Here is a 15907-nt window from a genome sequence, read left to right as displayed (position 1 = left end):
TGTAGTGATTTTGTTGCCGGGCAGCAATTAAGAGCTGGCTCTTATGGATCCGGCGGCGCAAACCATGCCGATTTAAAATCAAACCAGCCGAGGGTATTCATGCGTAGCCCGCGCATACTGCGCTGGCCCTGAATGATCAGCCAGTGGTGGATCAACGGCACAATGGCCTTTGTGGCGAGCAACTGTTGGCACCATGCCGCCAGGCTCATTTCACCGGTTCGCCAACGGGCGGCATCGTTTTCCCAGTCACGCGAGATACAGTTTTGCAGTAATGGGACTTCGCAGAGATGCGCGAACAATGAGAAATCCAGCGGGAGGGTAAAGTTGGCGCTGTTGAGCCAGATATCACTGACTATTTCACCTGCATGCCACTGATCGTAGTCGATCTCCTGAATATTTAACTGTACCTGATGTTCCGCCAGCAGCGTTTTCATGATCTGCGCGATAATTCGGTGTTCGATGTGATCGCGATAGTAAGTGAGCGTTAGCGTTTCCAGCCCGGCCGGTTTTTCGCCATGTCCGGGTTTGGCGTGGTGCCAGCGGGGGAGTAACCCATAGGCGGGAAACCACAGTCGTTGGTACTGTTCGTCGGCGTGACAGATTAAATTTGTCGGTGAAAGAACGCGGCTTGCCCACTCGCGAACCTCCTGGTTCGCGCCACGATGGGTTCGCGCATCAAACAACAGGTAATAGCAGCCTTCTTCGAGGCGGCTTTCGATCGCTTTTTCATCTTCCGTGGGACCTTTTAGCGTCAAGCCGCCGCCCGGCTCTTCGCCGATGTCAGGTAATACCCAAACGTTAACTTCATCGATCAGCGCCCGGTAGCCGAAGTAATCATCAAATGCGCGAATTTTTAGTTGGTTATTAGTATTGCGCATCACGGCATATGGGCCGGTGCCAATCGGATGGCTGGAGAAGTTACTTAGCGTTTCCCATTCTCGTGGCAGGATCATGGCGGGGACTTGCCCCAGTAGCCAGGGAAGCCAGCGGTCCGGTTGGGCAAGATGGATATCCAGCGTCCAGGCGGTGGGGGAGACGATTTGCGTAATGTGCGAGTACAACGGCAGCGTGTTGATACGCTGTAGCGAGGTAATGACATCCTCCATTTCCAGCTCGCGGCCATGGTGGAAATGGATCCCCGGGCGCAGGAAGAATCGCCAGTGTAAAGGCGAAATCTGTTGCCAATGATGGGCGATGTCGGCTTCCAGTTCCCCATTTTCCTCATTTACCAGAATTAAGGAACTGAAGATTTGCCGGGCAATATGGGTTTCGGAGCGGCGTAACGCCGTGCCGGGGAGCAGATTGCGCATAGGACGATAATAGAGGACGCGCATGATGTGCCGCCCCTGGCGAAAACTGCGTCCCAGGTGGGAAACCAGCATTTGTCTGACGGCCGTTTTATCACCGACCAGTTGTACCAGTTGATCGATACGATCCTGTTCCAGCAGGTCTTCTGCTCGCTGCTGCTGGAGCGCCAGCCCGGTATAGAGGAATGTCAGGCGCGAGCGTTTACCCCGCCCAACTTCGGCTTCCCACGTTAACCAGCCGCGATCCTGCATGGTATTAAGCAGGGTGCGCATATGACGGCGCGAGCAGCTCAGCAGCTCCGCCAGTTCGTTCAGCGTCGTGTCTTGCGTTTTGCCGTCACAGCATTGCCACAGACGGATGAACTGTTGTTGCAAACGACCAGAAGACATAAAAGGGGAACTCCTGCGGAAAACTCAGCAATTTTATTATCCCTATATTAAGCCAATAATAGATTCCGATGAAGCGATGAGACAACGAAGGGGTCATCTATGCGTCAGTTCTGGTTGAAGTACTTTACTGCGACGGAAAAATCGTCCTGGTTGGCTTGCCTGAGCGCACCGCAGCGCTTAAAGATGCTTGAAGAACTGATGCAGTGGGAGGTGACAGCCTGACCTCCGAATTGCGAGTTGCAGACATCATGTGTGACTGAGTATTGGTGTTAATCGCCGCGCCAGCAGGTATTATCTGCTGGCTTTTTTCGTTTCAGCTGCGCTTAAAAGGAAAGATATGCTCTGGATTATGACCATGGGACGGCGCCTCAACGGCGTTTACGCGGCATTTATGCTGGTCGCTTTTATGATGGGCGTGGCCGGGGCGTTGCAGGCTCCCACGCTGAGCCTGTTTCTGAGCCGTGAAGTCGGGGCGCAGCCATTTTGGGTCGGGCTGTTTTACACCGTCAACGCCATTGCCGGGATCGGAGTCAGCCTTGGTCTGGCGAAACGATCCGACAGTCAGGGCGATCGGCGCAAACTGATCATGTTCTGTTGTTTGATGGCAATCGGCAACGCGCTGCTGTTTGCCTTTAATCGCCACTATCTCACTCTGATCACCTGCGGTGTGCTGCTGGCTTCGCTGGCGAATACCGCCATGCCGCAGCTGTTTGCGCTGGCGCGGGAATATGCCGATAGCTCGGCGCGTGAAGTAGTGATGTTTAGCTCGGTGATGCGTGCGCAGCTTTCGCTGGCCTGGGTGATTGGGCCGCCGCTGGCCTTTATGCTGGCGCTGAATTACGGCTTCACGGCGATGTTTTCCATTGCCGCAGGCATTTTTGCTATTAGCCTCGTGCTAATCGCGCTGATACTGCCGTCTGTGGCGCGGGTGGAACAACCTGTCGATGTGCCGCTGGAACAGGCTGGCGGTTGGCAGGACAAAAATGTACGCATGCTGTTTATTGCCTCCACGCTGATGTGGACCTGCAACACCATGTACATCATCGATATGCCGCTGTGGATCAGCCTTGAACTGGGTTTACCGGACAAGCTGGCCGGGATCCTGATGGGCACCGCGGCCGGGCTGGAAATTCCGGCGATGATTCTGGCGGGCTACTATGTGAAACGCTTTGGCAAGCGGCGCATGATGATTGCGGCCGTAGCGGCGGGCGTACTGTTTTATCTCGGTTTGATCTTCTTTCACAGCCGCACGGCGCTGCTGGTTCTGCAACTGTTTAACGCGGTGTTTATCGGCATTATCGCCGGAATAGGAATGCTGTGGTTTCAGGATCTGATGCCGGGGCGCGCGGGTTCTGCGACCACATTATTCACCAACAGTATTTCAACGGGCGTGATTCTGGCGGGAGTGATTCAGGGGGCGGTTGCCCAAAGCTACGGGCATTTTGCCGTTTACTGGGTGATTGCGGCGATTTCGGTGGTCACGCTGTGGATGACCGGGCGGGTGAAGGACGTTTAATCATGTTGCCGGATGCGCAGCGCATCCGGCACAACAATGACTAGCGCATAAACGCGGGCTGCTTGTCTTCGTACTCGGTGATGGCCGATTCGTGCTGCAGCGTCAGCCCGATGCTGTCCAGACCGTTCAGCATGCAGTGGCGACGGAAGCCGTCGATCTTAAAGCTGTAGGACTTATCGCCCGCTTTCACTACTTGCGCGACCAGATCCACTTCAAATGTAATCCCCGGATTGGCTTTGACCAGGTTGAACAGCTCATCGACCTGTTCGTCGCTTAATTTCACCGGCAGCAGTTGGTTGTTGAAACTGTTGCCGTAGAAGATGTCGGCGAAGCTTGGCGCGATCACCACTTTAAAGCCGTAATCGGTCAGCGCCCACGGCGCATGTTCGCGTGAAGAGCCGCAGCCAAAGTTTTCCCGCGCCAGCAGAATCGACGCGCCTTTATATTCCGGAAAGTTCAGCACAAACTCTGGATTAGGCTGTTGCCCCTTTTCGTCCAGGAAACGCCAGTCGTTAAACAGATGAGCGCCAAAACCGGTGCGCGTAACCTTCTGCAAAAACTGTTTAGGAATAATTGCGTCGGTATCAACGTTGGCGGCATCCAGTGGGACAACCAGGCCGGTATGCTGGGTAAATTTCTCTGCCATGGTAGTTTCCTTATTTGATGCTGCGAATATCGGCAAAATGTCCGGTGACGGCGGCAGCGGCAGCCATGGCCGGACTGACTAAGTGCGTACGACCACCGCGGCCCTGACGACCTTCAAAGTTACGGTTGCTGGTGGATGCGCAGCGCTCGCCTGGGTTCAGGCGGTCATTATTCATGGCCAGACACATGGAACAGCCCGGTAAGCGCCATTCAAATCCTGCTTCGATAAAGATCTTGTCCAGACCTTCCGCTTCCGCCTGCGCTTTCACCGGACCAGAACCCGGTACCACCAGTGCCTGTACGCCCGGCGCGACTTTGCGGCCTTTGGCGATTTCCGCCGCAGCGCGTAAATCTTCAATGCGCGAGTTGGTGCAGGAACCGATAAACACTTTATCGATAGCCACTTCTGTTAACGGAATGCCCGGTTTCAGCCCCATATACGCCAGCGCTTTTTCTGCCGATGCGCGCTCAACGGGATCAGTAAATGACGCCGGATCGGGAATAGTATCGTTCACCGAGATCACTTGACCCGGATTCGTTCCCCAGGTCACCTGCGGCGCGATCTCTTCTGCTTGCAGGGTGACGACGGTATCAAACGTTGCGCCGTCGTCGGTTTGCAGCGTTTTCCAGTACTCAACCGCGTGGGCAAAATCCTCGCCCTTCGGTGCGTGTAAACGACCTTGCACATAGTTGAACGTGGTTTCATCCGGTGCGACCAGACCCGCTTTGGCCCCCATTTCAATGGCCATGTTACACAGGGTCATGCGGCCTTCCATGCTCAGCGCACGGATGGCTTCGCCGCAAAATTCAACCACGTGCCCGGTACCGCCCGCGCTGCCGGTTTTACCGATAATCGCCAGCACGATATCTTTCGCTGTGATGCCCGGCGCTGCTTTGCCGTTGACTTCAATCTTCATGGTTTTGGCGCGGCCCTGTTTCAGGGTTTGCGTTGCCAGCACGTGTTCAACTTCTGACGTGCCGATACCGAACGCCAGCGCGCCGAACGCGCCGTGGGTGGCTGTGTGGGAGTCACCACAGACGATGGTCATTCCCGGCAACGTTACGCCTTGTTCAGGCCCCATCACATGCACGATACCCTGGTACGGGTGGTTCAGGTCGTACAGTTCGACGCCAAATTCATTGCAGTTTTTGATCAATTCCTGCATCTGAATACGCGCCATTTCGCCGGAGGCGTTAATGTCTTTGGTCTGCGTGGAGACGTTGTGGTCCATGGTGGCGAAGGTTTTACCCGGCTGGCGCACCTGACGGCCATGTGCGCGCAGACCATCAAACGCCTGCGGAGAGGTGACTTCATGCACCAGATGGCGGTCGATATACAGCAGCGGGGTTTCGTTTTGCGCCTCAAAGACTACGTGCGCATCAAATAATTTTTCGTATAACGTTTTGGCCATGATTACACCCCTTCTGCGACGTAACGGGCAATGATGTCGCCCATTTCATCGGTACCGACTGCGGCAGCGCCACGGGCCAAATCACCAGTGCGAATGCCTTCTTCTAATGCGCGGTTAATGGCGCTCTCAATTGCGGTTGCCGCATCGTTGGCATCCAGGCTGTAGCGCAGCAGCAGCGCCAGCGACAGGATCTGGGCGATAGGGTTAGCAATGTTTTTCCCGGCGATATCCGGGGCGGAGCCGCCAGCAGGCTCGTACAGACCAAAACCCTGCTCGTTCAGGCTGGCGGATGGCAACATCCCCATTGAACCGGTGATCATGGCGCACTCGTCAGACAGAATGTCGCCAAACAGGTTGGAGCACAGCAGTACGTCGAACTGGGAAGGATCTTTGATCAGCTGCATGGTAGCGTTGTCGATGTACATATGCGCCAGCTCAACGTCCGCATACTCTTTACCGATTTCGCTGACGATTTCACGCCACAGAATGGACGATTGCAGCACGTTGGATTTATCAATCGAGGTCACTTTGTGACGACGCTTACGTGCGGATTCAAACGCGATGCGGGCGATACGCTCGATTTCAAAACGGTGATACACCTCGGTATCAAACGCTTTCTCGTGCTGGCCGCTGCCTTCGCGGCCCTTCGGCTGGCCGAAGTAGATGCCGCCGGTCAGTTCGCGGACGCACAGGATATCGAAGCCGTTAGCCGCGATGTCGGCGCGCAGCGGGCAGAACTCTTCCAGCCCCTGGTACAGCTTTGCCGGGCGCAGGTTGCTGAATAATTTGAAATGCTTACGCAATGGCAGCAGCGCACCGCGTTCAGGCTGCTGGTTTGGCGGCAGGTTTTCCCATTTCGGGCCGCCAACGGAGCCAAACAGAATGGCGTCAGCTTGCTCACAGCCTTCAACTGTTGCCGGTGGCAGCGGATGACCGTGGTTATCGATGGCGGCGCCACCCACATCGTAGTGGCTGGTGGTAATGCGCAGGTTAAAACGGTGGCGAATTGCGTCCAGTACTTTCAAGGCTTGCGCCATCACTTCCGGGCCAATACCATCACCCGGCAAAACAGCAATATGGTAATTCTTCGACATCACACGGTTTCCTTGTTGTTCTCGTTGTTCTGAGCTTTGCGTTGCAATTCTTTTTCGACTTCCTCGGCGCGCCAGATATTGTTCAGCACATGCACCATCGCTTTAGCGGAAGACTCGACGATATCTGTTGCCAGACCGACGCCGTGGAAGCGGCGACCGTTATAGTTGGCGACGATATCCACCTGACCCAGCGCATCTTTACCGTGCCCCTTGGCGGTCAGGCTGTATTTCACCAGTTCGATGTTGTATTCCGTCACGCGGTTAATGGCCTGATAAATGGCATCGACCGGGCCGTTACCGTTCGCCGCTTCGGCTTTGACGTCTTCACCACAGGCCAACTTGACGGAGGCGGTGGCAATATCATTAGAACCAGACTGCACGCTGAAATAGTCCAGACGGAAGTGTTCTGGTTCTTCCTGCTGTTTGTTAATAAAAGCCAGCGCTTCCAGGTCGTAATCGAATACCTGACCTTTTTTATCTGCCAGTTTCAGGAAAGCGTCATACAGGTTGTCCAGATTGTATTCATTTTCTTTATAGCCCATCTCGTCCATACGGTGTTTCACCGCGGCGCGTCCGGAACGGGAGGTCAGGTTCAACTGCACCTGATTCAAGCCGATGGATTCAGGCGACATGATTTCGTAGTTTTCACGATTTTTCAGTACGCCGTCCTGATGGATGCCGGAGGAGTGCGCAAAGGCACCGCTACCGACAATCGCTTTGTTTGCCGGAATGGGCATGTTACAGATTTGGCTGACTAACTGGCTGGTACGCCAGATCTCCTGGTGATTAATGCGGGTCTGTACGTTCAGGATATCTTTGCGCACTTTGATCGCCATAATCACTTCTTCCAGTGAGCAGTTACCAGCACGTTCGCCGATACCATTCATTGCGCCTTCCACCTGACGCGCACCGGCATGAACGGCCGCCAGCGCGTTGCCGACGCCCAGACCTAAATCATCATGGGTGTGCACGGAGATGATGGCTTTATCGATATTCGGTACGCGTTCATACAGACCGGAAATGATTGCGCCAAATTCGAAAGGCATGGTGTAACCGACGGTATCGGGGATATTGATGGTTTTGGCACCCGCATTAATGGCGGCTTCTACCACGCGAGCCAGGTCTGCGATAGGAGTACGACCCGCGTCTTCGCAGGAGAATTCCACGTCATCCGTATAATTACGCGCTCGCTTAACCATATAGATAGCTCGCTCGATAACCTCATCCAGCGTGCTGCGTAATTTTGTTGCGATATGCATCGGCGAGGTGGCGATAAACGTATGAATGCGGAAAGCTTCAGCGACCTTCAGGGATTCAGCGGCAACATCGATATCTTTTTCAACGCAGCGCGCTAAGGCGCAAACGCGGCTGTTCTTAACCTGACGAGCAATGGTTTGAACCGACTCAAAGTCACCGGGTGAAGAAACCGGGAAACCCACTTCCATCACGTCAACGCCCATACGCTCGAGGGCCAGCGCAATCTGCAGTTTTTCTTTCACACTCAGGCTTGCCTGTAACGCCTGTTCTCCGTCGCGTAAGGTGGTATCGAAAATAATGACTTGCTGGCTCATGGTTTAGGTCCTTGGTCTTTAGGGCGCCTTGCTTCGAGCATAAAAAAACCCGCGCAACGGCGCGGGTTTCTGTCTTAACTGGAGCTGACTTAATGCTGAATGTCGTCCACCAGTCTACCGCGCAACGAAGATGCGTTTAGTAGTAGTAGACCGTTGAAACGAGCAATGTAAGTCATCAATTAAGCTCCAGGCGAATGCGATATGCTTTTAGTGGTACTGGATATGAACTTCGATGTCAACCCCATCCTCTGTAAATGCCCCTGTAGCAGAGGAAAGTTTAGGCAAAACTTAAGCGAATTGTGCTGAATTTTTTACCGTATATAAAATTAATCCGCTGATGCTTGTACATGTTTTTCATGATTAGACATATTTAAGCATATTTGTTTGCACTTACTGTAACCATCGGTTGAAGTAGTTGACCTGTTTGAGATTTTATATCTGTATGATTTACCTGTTTTTATACTAATTTTGAATAGATAGGAAGAGAGCAAAAGCTCATAATTGATAAATTAATGTTAACTTTTAATGTATTAATAATATAAACATTTAATTAAAACTTAAATATACATTCATAATATGTATGATTGTGTATTCGCCGTGCTTATGGTTATATTGTTTTTGAAATTTAAACATATGAATCATCGTGCAGTGACCTCTGCCACACTGCGCTCGCATTGCTCTTTTGTTCATTTAGGTTTGTACCTTTATGTTTTCCTAATTTTAATGTTTTTCCTTTTTCTCATTTTATATGCATGGTAAATCATATTAACGGAGGTTATTTCTTCACTCCGTCTGGAAAAAGGGAGTTTAGAGTGACAGTGGAGTTAACTATGCCAGAAGTAAAAATAATAGATAAACCCAATCTTTTAGAGCCAGGAAAACCGCAGCTTCGCATGGTTGACCTTAATCTTTTAACTGTTTTTGATGCGGTGATGCAGGAACAGAATATTACCCGCGCAGCGCATACCTTAGGAATGTCGCAACCAGCAGTCAGTAATGCGGTAGCGCGCCTGAAGGTCATGTTTAATGATGAGCTTTTTGTTCGTTACGGCCGTGGGATCCAGCCGACAGCAAGAGCTTTCCAGCTATTTGGTTCCATTCGTCAGGCATTGCAATTAGTGCAAAACGAGCTGCCTGGATCGGGTTTTGAGCCAACCAGCAGCGAACGTGTATTCAATCTTTGCGTATGCAGCCCATTAGATAATATCCTGACATCATTGATTTATAATCGGGTTGAACAAGTCGCGCCAAACATTAATGTCGTATTTAAATCTTCACTCAATCAAAATACCGAGCATCAGTTGCGTTACCAGGAAACTGAGTTTGTTATTAGCTATGAAGAATTCCGCCGTCCAGAATTCTCAAGTATTCCGTTATTCAATGATGAAATGGTATTAGTCGCGAGCAAAAAGCATCCGCGCATTAGTGGTCCATTATTGGAAAGCGACCTTTATAATGAGCAGCACGCGGTGGTTTCGTTGGACCGCTTCGCATCTTTCAGTCAGCCGTGGTATGACACGCCGGATAAACAATCTTGCGTCGCTTACCAGGGCATGGCATTAATTAGCGTTCTTAATATTGTATCGCAAACGCATCTGGTTTCGATTGCGCCACGTTGGTTGGCAGAAGAGTTCGCAGATTCGTTAGAACTTCAGATATTGCCTTTACCTTTAAAATTGAATAGTCGGACATGTTATCTTTCCTGGCATGAAGCTGCTGGCCGGGATAAAGGACATCAATGGATGGAAGAGCTGTTGGTCTCCGTCTGTAAGCAATAGCATTCAGCAGAACAAATCGGTTAATGCAACCTGTTTGTTCTGCTTTTTTCTTTGTATATGAAATTTTATGCTGAAATCCACTTTTCAGGTTTAGCCAAAAGTGTAAAAAAATAGAGTAATAGCTGTAAGTACCCCTTTTTAAGCGATTATTTATCATATCATTTACTTATCCTGGTTTAATTCTCCATTAAATCGACGCTTTCCTCCGTTTTATTCTTATTTGCTCTGAGGCTACCCCTGCGGAGTCAATTGCCATGCGTCATCGTCAGCGGTTAATGTGTTGTTAAACCGTTTTTCATTATAAGAGTGAGGCAAGCCATGGAGATGTTGTCTGGAGCCGAGATGGTCGTCCGATCGCTCATCGATCAGGGTGTAAAGCAGGTATTCGGTTATCCCGGGGGGGCCGTCCTCGATATTTATGATGCGCTGCATACAGTCGGTGGTATTGATCATGTGCTGGTCCGCCATGAGCAGGCTGCGGTACACATGGCTGATGGCCTTGCGCGCGCTACGGGGAAGGTGGGCGTCGTATTAGTCACTTCAGGACCCGGCGCTACCAACGCGATTACCGGAATCGCAACGGCTTACATGGATTCCATTCCGCTGGTGATCCTCTCCGGACAGGTCGCAACGTCGCTGATTGGCTACGATGCCTTCCAGGAGTGCGACATGGTAGGTATATCCCGCCCGGTAGTGAAGCACAGTTTCCTGGTCAAACAAACGGAAGACATCCCACAGGTGCTAAAAAAAGCCTTCTGGCTGGCGGCAAGCGGTCGTCCCGGGCCAGTGGTGGTGGACTTACCGAAGGATATTCTGAATCCAGCTAAGAAACTGCCTTATAGCTGGCCGGAGTCGGTGAGCATGCGTTCGTATAATCCGACGACGACCGGACATAAAGGGCAGATAAAACGCGCTCTGCAGACGTTAGTCGCGGCTAAAAAACCGGTTGTGTACGTGGGTGGTGGCGCCGTTAATGCCGCCTGCCATGCGCAGTTAGGCCAGATCGCTGAAGCACTTAATCTGCCGGTTGTTTCCTCGCTGATGGGGTTAGGCGCGTTTCCGGCAACACATCGGCAGGCGCTTGGGATGCTGGGCATGCATGGAACTTACGAAGCAAACATGACCATGCATCATTCCGATGTGATCTTCGCCGTCGGCGTGCGCTTTGATGATCGAACGACCAATAACCTGGCAAAATATTGCCCAAATGCGACCGTGCTGCATATCGACATCGATCCGACCTCTATTTCGAAAACCGTCACTGCGGATATTCCGATTGTCGGCGATGCTCGTCTGGTACTTGATCAGATGCTCGAACTGCTGGATCAGGAGAAATCTCAGCAGCCGCTGGATGATAACCGTGACTGGTGGCAACAGATTGAACACTGGCGCGCCCGTCAGTGCCTGAAATATGACACGCAAAGTGAAAGCATTAAGCCACAGGCGGTGATTGAAACCATCTGGCGTCTGACGAAAGGGGATGCGTATGTCACCTCTGACGTTGGCCAGCATCAGATGTTTGCCGCACTCTACTACCCATTCGATAAACCACGCCGTTGGATTAACTCAGGCGGCCTCGGCACCATGGGATTTGGATTACCTGCGGCGTTAGGCGTGAAAATGGCGCTGCCGGATGAAACGGTAGTGTGTGTTACCGGGGATGGCAGTATTCAGATGAACATCCAGGAACTGTCTACGGCGCTGCAATATGAGTTGCCGGTACTGGTGCTCAACCTGAACAACCGTTATCTCGGCATGGTCAAGCAGTGGCAGGACATGATCTACTCCGGACGTCACTCACAATCTTATATGCAGTCGCTGCCCGATTTTGTGCGCCTTGCCGAGGCTTATGGGCATATTGGTATCCAAATTAACCATCCAGAAGAACTGGAAAGCAAACTGAGTGAAGCGCTGGAGCATGTGCGCAATCGTCGTCTGGTGTTTGTCGATGTCACCGTTGATGGCAGCGAGCATGTCTACCCGATGCAGATTCGTGGGGGCGGTATGGATGAAATGTGGTTAAGCAAAACGGAGAGGACCTGATTATGCGCCGGATATTATCGGTATTGCTGGAAAACGAGTCGGGTGCCTTGTTGCGTGTGATAGGCCTTTTCGCCCAGCGTGGATACAATATTGAAAGCCTGACCGTCGCCCCCACTGACGATCCAACCTTGTCGCGGATGACGATTCAGACGGTAGGGGATGAGAAAGTCCTGGAGCAGATCGAAAAGCAGCTACACAAACTGGTGGATGTTCTGCGCGTGAGCGAACTGGGGCAGGGTGCCCATGTTGAACGCGAGATCATGTTGGTGAAAATTCAGGCCAGCGGCTATGGTCGGGAAGAGGTGAAACGCAACACGGAGATTTTCCGCGGGCAAATCATCGACGTCACGCCGTCCATCTACACCGTACAGTTGGCGGGCACCAGTGATAAGCTGGATGCGTTCCTGGCAACATTACGGGAAGTTGCCAAAATTGTAGAGGTAGCTCGTTCCGGCGTGGTGGGGCTTTCTCGCGGCGATAAAATCATGCGCTAATAGTCGACTGTAGGCCTGACAAGCACAGCGTCATCAGGCATCCTCGTGGAGGTCATGCCGGATGGCGGTGTAAACGCCTTATCCGGCCTACAGGTAACGTACCCGTTTTCGCTGATGCTTCCTGTTGCGCTTTTTTTTTTGCGAAATCAGCAGTAACCAGAGACAAAAGCGGTTGCCGCAGTCATTATTCTGCGCTTAGATGTTAAGAAACTTAACCCATGCCATCACAAAGGTTATGGTTTGTACATTTTACGCAAGGGGCAATTGTGAAACTGGATGAAATCGCTCGGTTGGCCGGCGTTTCGCGAACGACTGCAAGCTACGTTATTAATGGCAAAGCAAAGCAATATCGCGTAAGCGACAAAACGGTTGAAAAAGTCATGGCGGTGGTGCGTGAGCATAATTACCACCCGAATGCCGTGGCGGCCGGGCTGCGTGCTGGACGCACACGTTCTATCGGGCTGGTGATCCCGGATCTTGAAAACACAAGCTATACCCGGATCGCAAACTATCTGGAGCGCCAGGCGCGTCAGCGCGGGTATCAACTGTTGATTGCCTGCTCTGAAGATCAGCCAGATAACGAAATGCGCTGTATTGAGCATCTTTTACAGCGCCAGGTTGATGCCATCATTGTGTCGACTTCCTTGCCGCCAGAACATCCGTTCTATCAGCGCTGGGCAAACAGTTCATTCCCGATTGTGGCGCTGGACCGTGCGCTGGATCGCGAACATTTCACCAGCGTCGTGGGCGCGGACCAGGATGATGCGGAAATGCTGGCGCAGGAGTTACGTAAATTCCCTGCAGAAACCGTACTTTATCTGGGCGCGCTCCCTGAATTATCTGTCAGCTTCCTGCGTGAGCAGGGCTTCCGTACCGCGTGGAAAGATGATCCGCGTGAGGTGCATTTCCTCTACGCCAACAGCTATGAACGCGAAGCGGCAGCGCAGCTGTTTGATAAATGGCTGGAAACGCATCCAATGCCTCAGGCGCTGTTTACCACGTCGTTTGCTCTGTTGCAGGGGGTGATGGATGTGACCCTGCGTCGCGATGGGCAGTTGCCGTCTGATTTGGCGATAGCGACTTTTGGCGATCACGAACTGCTCGACTTCCTGCAGTGTCCGGTTCTTGCGGTGGCTCAACGCCATCGTGATGTAGCGGAACGCGTGCTGGAGATTGTGCTGGCAAGTCTGGATGAGCCGCGTAAACCCAAACCAGGATTAACGCGTATACGGCGTAATCTGTACCGTCGCGGTATTCTGAGCCGTAACTAAGTTGCCTCATTTGATGACGTCAACGGCATAAGCCTCTGACGTCATCAAATATTCTATTCTCAGAAATAACCTCATTATAATTAAGAATATTCTTTAGAATTATCTGAAATTGATTCTTGAAATATGCCGAATTAAAAATGCAACTCGCCATTTTTGGGTTATTGAAGCGTAAAGATGCGTTACGGTTGTATTATTTTGTTACATGCTTGTGGGGATTTGCCGAATTAACAAACACTTTGCTGCCCTATGGCGACAACCTCACGCTGACCTCGCTCCTGCACGGCATACAGACTGATTAACTGGTACTGTTATCTCGCTGCATATTGTCCTAAAATGCCGCTCGCGTCGCAAACTGACACTTTATATTTTCTTTGGATGATATTCAGTTGTTTTAAACAATCATGAGTTGTTGGATTTTTTTCTTACAAATATTCATGACGTTAATTTGCTTCGTTTGCTGTACGGAATTTGTTCAACGCTGATATTAGCCGTAAACAATGTGTTTTTTGCTCCGCTTAGCGCCGTGACTTGCTTGACAAGGTTTTCCTCCGCTCCGTAAACTCCTTTAAGTGGGATTTTGTGGGATAAAGTGGTAATCGGGGGTGAGACTGGCATGTTCCGGGGAGCAACGTTAGTTAATCTCGACAGTAAAGGGCGCTTATCGGTGCCCACCCGTTATCGGGATCAACTGCTCGAGTGCGCTACCGGTCAAATGGTTTGCACCATTGACATCCATCACCCGTGCCTGCTGCTGTACCCCCTGCCTGAATGGGAAATTATCGAGCAGAAGTTATCGCGTCTGTCGAGCATGAATCCAGTTGAGCGTCGCGTACAGCGCCTGTTGTTGGGGCATGCCAGCGAATGTCAGATGGATAGCGCTGGCCGATTATTGATAGCGCCCATTCTGCGGCAACATGCGGGGCTAACGAAAGAAGTGATGCTGGTTGGGCAGTTCAATAAGTTTGAGCTGTGGGATGAAACGACCTGGTATCAACAGGTCAAGGAAGATATCGACGCTGAGCAGTCTGTTACCGGCGCGCTGTCGGAACGATTGCAGGATTTGTCTCTATAAAATGATGGAAAATTATAAACATACAACGGTGTTGCTGGATGAGGCCGTCAACGGCCTGAATATTCGTCCAGACGGCATCTACATAGACGGGACATTTGGTCGCGGTGGTCATTCACGTCTGATCCTCTCCCAGCTTGGCGAAGAGGGACGTTTACTGGCTATCGATCGCGATCCGCAGGCTATTGCCGTTGCACAGACGATTACCGATCCCCGTTTCTCCATCGTCCATGGACCTTTCTCTGCGCTGGCTGACTATGTCGCCGAGCGTGGGCTTACCGGTAAGATCGACGGGATTCTCCTCGATCTTGGCGTGTCTTCACCGCAGCTTGATGACGCGGAGCGCGGTTTTTCGTTTATGCGTGATGGTCCGTTGGATATGCGTATGGATCCAACACGCGGTCAGTCCGCGGCCGAATGGCTGCAAACCGCTGATGAAGCGGACATTGCCTGGGTGATTAAAACCTTTGGCGAGGAGCGCTTTGGTAAACGCATTGCTCGCGCCATCGTAGAGCGCAATCGCATCGAACCGATGACCCGCACCAAAGAGCTGGCGGAAGTGATTGCGGCGGCAATGCCGGTGAAAGACAAATTCAAACATCCCGCGACCCGTACCTTCCAGGCGGTGCGCATCTGGGTGAACAGTGAACTGGAGGAGATAGAGCAGGCGCTAAAAAGCTCGCTCAGCGTGCTGGCACCAGGTGGTCGCCTTTCGATTATCAGTTTCCATTCGCTTGAAGACCGCATTGTGAAACGCTTTATGCGCGAACAAAGCCGTGGTCCTCAGGTTCCGGCTGGAATACCGATGACGGAAGCGCAGATCAAAAAGCTGGGCGGCCGTGAGTTAAGAGCACTAGGCAAGATGATGCCGGGTGAAGAAGAGGTAGCTGAAAATCCTCGTGCCCGTAGTTCAGTTCTGCGTATTGCAGAGAGGACGAACGCATGATCAGCAGAGTGACAGAAGCCCTCAGCAAAGTTAAAGGATCGATAGGAAGCAACGAGCGCCATGCCTTGCCTGGCGTGATCGGTGACGATCTTTTGCGGTATGGGAAGCTGCCACTCTGCCTGTTCATTTGCATTATTTTGACGGCGGTTACCGTCGTGACAACAGCCCACCATACGCGGTTACTGACCGCGCAGCGTGAGCAACTGGTTCTGGAGCGAGATGCGCTGGATATCGAATGGCGCAACTTGATCCTTGAGGAGAACGCGCTCGGCGACCATAGCCGTGTTGAACGGATCGCAACGGAAAAGCTGCAAATGCAGCATGTTGATCCCTCACAAGAAAATATCGTAGTACAAAAATAAGGATAAACG

Annotated in this window: 15 protein-coding genes; 9 read left to right on the top strand and 6 right to left on the bottom strand. The window is 51.9% G+C overall.

What is annotated here, in order from left to right:
* Positions 1–41 precede the first annotated feature (41 nt).
* Entirely contained in the window at positions 42–1697 is a 1656-nt protein-coding gene (gene sgrR / locus FDW92_RS00565) for an HTH-type transcriptional regulator SgrR (protein ID WP_042312363.1), read from the bottom strand.
* Positions 1698–1796: 99 nt separating this feature from the next.
* Here sgrR and sgrT point away from each other — a divergent pair, with 99 nt between their 5' ends.
* Both sgrT and FDW92_RS00555 read left to right on the top strand, forming a co-directional pair.
* On the top strand, positions 1797–1919 hold the full coding sequence (sgrT, locus tag FDW92_RS00560) for a glucose uptake inhibitor SgrT (RefSeq protein ID WP_016151681.1): 123 nt from the start codon (positions 1797–1799) through the stop codon (positions 1917–1919).
* Positions 1920–2034: 115 nt separating this feature from the next.
* Positions 2035–3213 (top strand): sugar efflux transporter, encoded by a 1179-nt coding sequence (locus FDW92_RS00555; RefSeq protein ID WP_042312361.1) that lies wholly within the window; start codon positions 2035–2037, stop codon positions 3211–3213.
* 40 nt (positions 3214–3253) lie between these two features.
* Here the strand turns inward: FDW92_RS00555 and leuD are convergent, their stop codons facing one another.
* The 5 genes from leuD to leuL form a co-directional block, all read right to left on the bottom strand.
* Positions 3254–3859: a 3-isopropylmalate dehydratase small subunit gene (gene leuD / locus FDW92_RS00550; protein WP_042312359.1), complete on the bottom strand. Its 606-nt coding sequence runs from the start codon at positions 3857–3859 to the stop codon at positions 3254–3256.
* Positions 3860–3869: 10 nt separating this feature from the next.
* Positions 3870–5270, bottom strand: coding sequence for a 3-isopropylmalate dehydratase large subunit (gene leuC, locus FDW92_RS00545; RefSeq protein WP_042312356.1), 1401 nt, complete (start codon positions 5268–5270; stop codon positions 3870–3872).
* Between the two features lie 2 nt (positions 5271–5272).
* Positions 5273–6364, bottom strand: coding sequence for a 3-isopropylmalate dehydrogenase (gene leuB, locus FDW92_RS00540; RefSeq protein WP_042312354.1), 1092 nt, complete (start codon positions 6362–6364; stop codon positions 5273–5275).
* A complete protein-coding gene (leuA, locus tag FDW92_RS00535; protein ID WP_042312352.1) occupies positions 6364–7935 on the bottom strand; it encodes a 2-isopropylmalate synthase in 1572 nt (523 codons plus the stop codon). The genes leuB and leuA overlap by 1 nt, the downstream gene beginning before the upstream one ends.
* Before the next feature lie 89 nt (positions 7936–8024).
* A complete protein-coding gene (leuL, locus tag FDW92_RS00530) occupies positions 8025–8111 on the bottom strand; it encodes a leu operon leader peptide (protein WP_048998978.1) in 87 nt (28 codons plus the stop codon).
* 654 nt (positions 8112–8765) lie between these two features.
* Between leuL and leuO the strand changes: the two genes are divergently transcribed.
* From leuO to ftsL, 7 genes are all read left to right on the top strand, one after another.
* Positions 8766–9713 (top strand): transcriptional regulator LeuO, encoded by a 948-nt coding sequence (gene leuO, locus FDW92_RS00525; protein WP_042312350.1) that lies wholly within the window; start codon positions 8766–8768, stop codon positions 9711–9713.
* A 318-nt stretch (positions 9714–10031) separates the two neighbouring features.
* The gene (gene ilvI / locus FDW92_RS00520) at positions 10032–11756 is read left to right on the top strand and encodes an acetolactate synthase 3 large subunit (RefSeq protein WP_072014802.1); all 1725 of its coding nucleotides are present in this window, start codon (positions 10032–10034) and stop codon (positions 11754–11756) included.
* Positions 11757–11758: 2 nt separating this feature from the next.
* Positions 11759–12250 (top strand): acetolactate synthase small subunit, encoded by a 492-nt coding sequence (gene ilvN / locus FDW92_RS00515; protein WP_137400524.1) that lies wholly within the window; start codon positions 11759–11761, stop codon positions 12248–12250.
* Positions 12251–12516: 266 nt separating this feature from the next.
* On the top strand, positions 12517–13521 hold the full coding sequence (cra, locus tag FDW92_RS00510; RefSeq protein ID WP_032940373.1) for a catabolite repressor/activator: 1005 nt from the start codon (positions 12517–12519) through the stop codon (positions 13519–13521).
* A gap of 613 nt (positions 13522–14134) precedes the next feature.
* Positions 14135–14593 (top strand): division/cell wall cluster transcriptional repressor MraZ, encoded by a 459-nt coding sequence (mraZ, locus tag FDW92_RS00505; RefSeq protein WP_038637194.1) that lies wholly within the window; start codon positions 14135–14137, stop codon positions 14591–14593.
* A gap of 1 nt (position 14594) precedes the next feature.
* Positions 14595–15536 carry a 16S rRNA (cytosine(1402)-N(4))-methyltransferase RsmH gene (rsmH, locus tag FDW92_RS00500; protein ID WP_042312345.1) on the top strand — a complete coding sequence of 314 codons (942 nt, stop codon included), beginning with the start codon at positions 14595–14597 and terminating at the stop codon, positions 15534–15536.
* Positions 15533–15898: a cell division protein FtsL gene (ftsL, locus tag FDW92_RS00495; protein ID WP_006686695.1), complete on the top strand. Its 366-nt coding sequence runs from the start codon at positions 15533–15535 to the stop codon at positions 15896–15898. Before rsmH ends, ftsL begins: the two co-directional genes overlap by 4 nt.
* Positions 15899–15907: the final 9 nt, after the last annotated feature.

It is taken from the genome of Citrobacter sp. wls706, from assembly GCF_005281305.1.
In the GTDB taxonomy this organism is placed as follows: Bacteria; Pseudomonadota; Gammaproteobacteria; order Enterobacterales; family Enterobacteriaceae; genus Citrobacter; species Citrobacter werkmanii.
The sequence above is the reverse complement of the archived record's forward strand: the minus strand, read 5'-3'. Positions and strand labels throughout refer to the sequence as shown.